This window comes from Sulfitobacter sp. HI0129 (genome assembly GCF_001635395.1).
Classification (GTDB): domain Bacteria; phylum Pseudomonadota; class Alphaproteobacteria; order Rhodobacterales; family Rhodobacteraceae; genus Sulfitobacter.
Map to the genome: position 1 here is coordinate 1 of NZ_LWGH01000414.1, position 3,358 is coordinate 3,358.

Genomic DNA, 3,358 nt, shown 5'->3' on the forward strand with positions numbered 1-3,358 from the left:
GGTGAGGGGGGCGCCGTCGTGCTTCAGAACCCGGGCACCCGCTTCGACGCAACGGGCCGCGAGCGGGATGTCCCCCGTTATCACCACGTCACCGGGCCCGCAGCGCTCGGCGATCCACATGTCTGCCACATCCGGCCCATCGGGAACGATGACGGTTTCCACCAGCGGATTGCGCGACAGGCGCAGCCCGCCGTTCGACACCAGAAAGAGGCGCACGCCGTGGCGGCTCGCCACGCGCTCCGCCTCTTCCTTCACCGGGCAGGCGTCGGCATCGACGTAGACAGCCGTCATGCGGTTGTCGCCTTGGCGTCAGCCCGCATGTAGCGCATCGGCGTGGAAGGCGACGTGATCTTCCATGAAGGTCGAAATGAAGAAATAGCTGTGATCATAGCCCGGCTGCATCCGGAAGGTCATCTGCTGGCGTCGCTTGGCTGCCGCCTCGGCCAGTGCTTCGGGCATCAGAAGGTCGAGGAACTGATCCTCGGTACCCTGGTCGATCAGCACCGGACCGTCGAACCCCTTTTCCCGCATGAGCAGCGTTGAATCATGCGCACGCCACGTGGACTCATCATCGCCCAGATAGGCCGACAATTGCTTGCGCCCCCAGTCGCTTTCAGTGGGGTGGGTGATCGGGGCGAAGGCGGAAACCGAAAGGAAGCGCCCCGGGAGCGACATGGCCAGCGTCAGCGCACCATGACCCCCCATGGAATGGCCACAGATCGACTGCCGTTCCATATCGAGCGCGAATTCACGGCCCAGAAGCTCGGGCAGTTCGTCGGCAATGTAATCCCACATGCGGAAATGCTTGGCCCAGGGGTCCTGTGTGGCGTTCACGTAAAACCCGGCCCCCTTGCCGAGGTCATAGGCCTCGTCATCGGGAACGTCTTCGCCCCGGGGCGATGTATCGGGAAAGATGATCGCGATGCCGTGTTCCGCGGCCCAGCATTGGGCATTGGCCTTTGTCATCGCGTTTTCATGGGTGCAGGTCAGCCCCGACAGATACCAGAGCAGGGGCACAGGGCCGTCTTTCGCTTCCTCGGGCAGGAAAAGGCCGAATGTCATTTCGCAGCCGCAGACCGCCGAGTCGTGCGAATAGACACCTTGTGTGCCCCCGTAGCTGATGTTCTTCGATACCGTCTTCATCAAATGCTCCTTAGAGATTGAACGCAGCCCGCGTGGGGCCGTGGGATTGGAAGCGCTGGTGAGCGCGGGATCTGCTACAATTTCGATACCTGCGCGATCACGAGGCTGACGGTCAAGATACTGACCGCCGTCGATACGAGGATCGCCGCAGAGACCCGCTGCGGCGCCACCTTGTAATGTTCCGCCAGCATATAGACGTTGCCCGCCACCGGCAGGGCGGCGGCGGCAATGATCACGCCAGCCTTGTAGGGGTCCACCTTAAACAGCAACAGCGCGGCAAATGCCACCAGCAGGGGGTGCAGGACCAGTTTGCAAAAGCTCAGCCAGGCGGCGATCTGCAGGCGTTCCGCCGATTTGGTCGCGAGCGAGGCACCGATGGCAAAAAGGGCCCCGGGGGTGGCCGCACCGCCCAGGATGGCAAGGAATTCGTTCAGCGGCTCGGGAATGGGAAGTTGCAGCCCCGACCACGCGAAGCCGAGTGAAATCGCCACCACCATGGGATTGCTGATCAGGCCAAGCCCGATGGTCTTGAACATCGCAAGTTTCAACTGCCCTTCGCGCGCCCCGGTGATCAGGATCACGATAAGGCTGGAGAAGATGACCAGATCGATCGCAAGCACCAGCATGACCGGGCCAATGGCCTCGGGGCCGAGCAGCAGCGTCAGCATCGGCACACCGAGAAAGCCGGTATTGCCAATGGCCGCGCATTGCGCCTCGATCGCGTTGGTAGGCACATCGAGCCGCCGCAGGAATCCCACGATGCTGGCGATGCAATATACGAATGCCGTGCCCCAGAGGTACGCGATCACGAGCCGGGTGTCCCAGACCTCTTCCAGCGACAGGTTGGCCGAAAAGCGGAACAACATGGCGGAAAGGGCGAAATAGAAGACGAATTTCGTCAGATAGGCTGTCGCTTCGGAGGTGAAGAACCGGCTGCGACCCGCCCAGTAGCCCAATCCGATCAGCGCAAAGAAGGGCAGTGTTTTCAGGAATATAGGGAGCATGCGTCTGGGTCAGCCCACCGCGCTAAGATGGTGGCCGGACGATCCCGCATTGGCCTGCTGTCGATCGGTGTCCGTCATCCGGAGCCGATCAGCACGCCGGCCCCGAAAACGAGCGCACCCCCGAGAACGACCTGAAGTGCGGCCCGGAAGAAGGGGGTCTCCATGTAGCGGTTCTGGATCCAGGCAATGGCCCAGAGTTCGACGAAGACCACGATGATGGCGATTGTCGTCGCGGTCCAGAAATCCGTGATCAGGTAGGGCAGCGCGTGGCCCAGCCCGCCGAGCGTCGTCATCACCCCCGACGCGAAGCCGCGTTTGACCGGTGACCCCCTTCCCGAAAGTTCACCGTCATCAGAAGCCGCTTCGGTAAAGCCCATGGAGATACCCGCCCCGACGGAGGCTGCGAGCCCCACGAGGAAGGTCGTCCATGTATCCTGCGTGGCAAAGGCGGTGGCAAAAATCGGGGCGAGGGTAGAAACGGACCCGTCCATTAACCCGGCAAGGCCCGGTTGCACCCATGTAAGGATGAACTGCCGGTGCGCGCGGGAGTCCTCCTCCTGCAGGGTGTCTTCGCTCAGATTGGTCTGCATCAGGTTATCGGCGGCGGACTGATGCCCCGATTCCGCCGCTGCAAGGTCGCCCAGCAGCTTGCGCGTGGCCGCGTCTGTCGTACGGGCAGCCGCCGCGAGGTAAAAATGCTCCGCCTGTTGTTCCATGGCGGCGGCCTCCGCCCTGATCCGATCAAGCCCGAGATTCTCGATCAGCCAGACGGGACGGCGGGCGTAATAGCCGGAAACATGCTCTCTCCGGAGGAGCGGGATGACGTTGCCGAAGCGTTCGCGGTGCAGATCGATTAGGCGCTGGCGATGCGTATCCTCTTCGGCGGCCATGCCGTCGAAAATCGCCGCGGTGTCGGGATAGTCGTTCCGCAGTCGTTCGGCATATCCGCGGTAGATCTGCGCGTCGTCTTCCTCTGACGAAATGGCGAGCGCGAGTATTTCCTGTTCGGACAGGTCCTTGAAGCGTTTGCGGTTCAGTGAAAAGCGCATCTGGCAATCCCGGGTCGGTTGGGGCGACTTTAGGTCACCCGCCCGTCCCCGACAATCGGATAACCTGCGACAGATGGCGCGGGCGCCCGCCCTGTCAATCGCCGGAGCGGGGACGGTTGTCGACGATCCGCACCGCCTTTCCTTCCGATCGGGCGACGCTGC

The 3,358-nt window shown here is 62.6% G+C and carries 4 protein-coding genes; all 4 read right to left on the reverse strand.

Annotated elements, in window-relative coordinates:
* Positions 1-291 (reverse strand): YaiI/YqxD family protein (locus A3764_RS11095; protein WP_067951592.1); only part of this gene is annotated, 291 nt, incomplete at its 3' end.
* A gap of 18 nt (positions 292-309) precedes the next feature.
* Positions 310-1,143 carry an S-formylglutathione hydrolase gene (gene fghA, locus A3764_RS11100; RefSeq protein WP_067919477.1) on the reverse strand — a complete coding sequence of 278 codons (834 nt, stop codon included), beginning with the start codon at positions 1,141-1,143 and terminating at the stop codon, positions 310-312.
* 74 nt (positions 1,144-1,217) lie between these two features.
* Positions 1,218-2,147, reverse strand: coding sequence for an AEC family transporter (locus A3764_RS11105; protein WP_067919478.1), 930 nt, complete (start codon positions 2,145-2,147; stop codon positions 1,218-1,220).
* A 74-nt stretch (positions 2,148-2,221) separates the two neighbouring features.
* A complete protein-coding gene (mbfA, locus tag A3764_RS11110) occupies positions 2,222-3,196 on the reverse strand; it encodes an iron exporter MbfA (RefSeq protein ID WP_067919479.1) in 975 nt (324 codons plus the stop codon).
* Between the last annotated feature and the right edge of the window lie 162 nt (positions 3,197-3,358).

Excerpts from the sequence above, each read along its gene's own strand:
- fghA (WP_067919477.1), bottom strand. The coding sequence starts at position 1,143 with ATGAAGACGGTATCGAAGAACATCAGCTACGGGGGCACACAAGGTGTC.
- A3764_RS11105 (WP_067919478.1), bottom strand. The coding sequence starts at position 2,147 with ATGCTCCCTATATTCCTGAAAACACTGCCCTTCTTTGCGCTGATCGGA.
- mbfA (WP_067919479.1), bottom strand. The coding sequence starts at position 3,196 with ATGCGCTTTTCACTGAACCGCAAACGCTTCAAGGACCTGTCCGAACAG.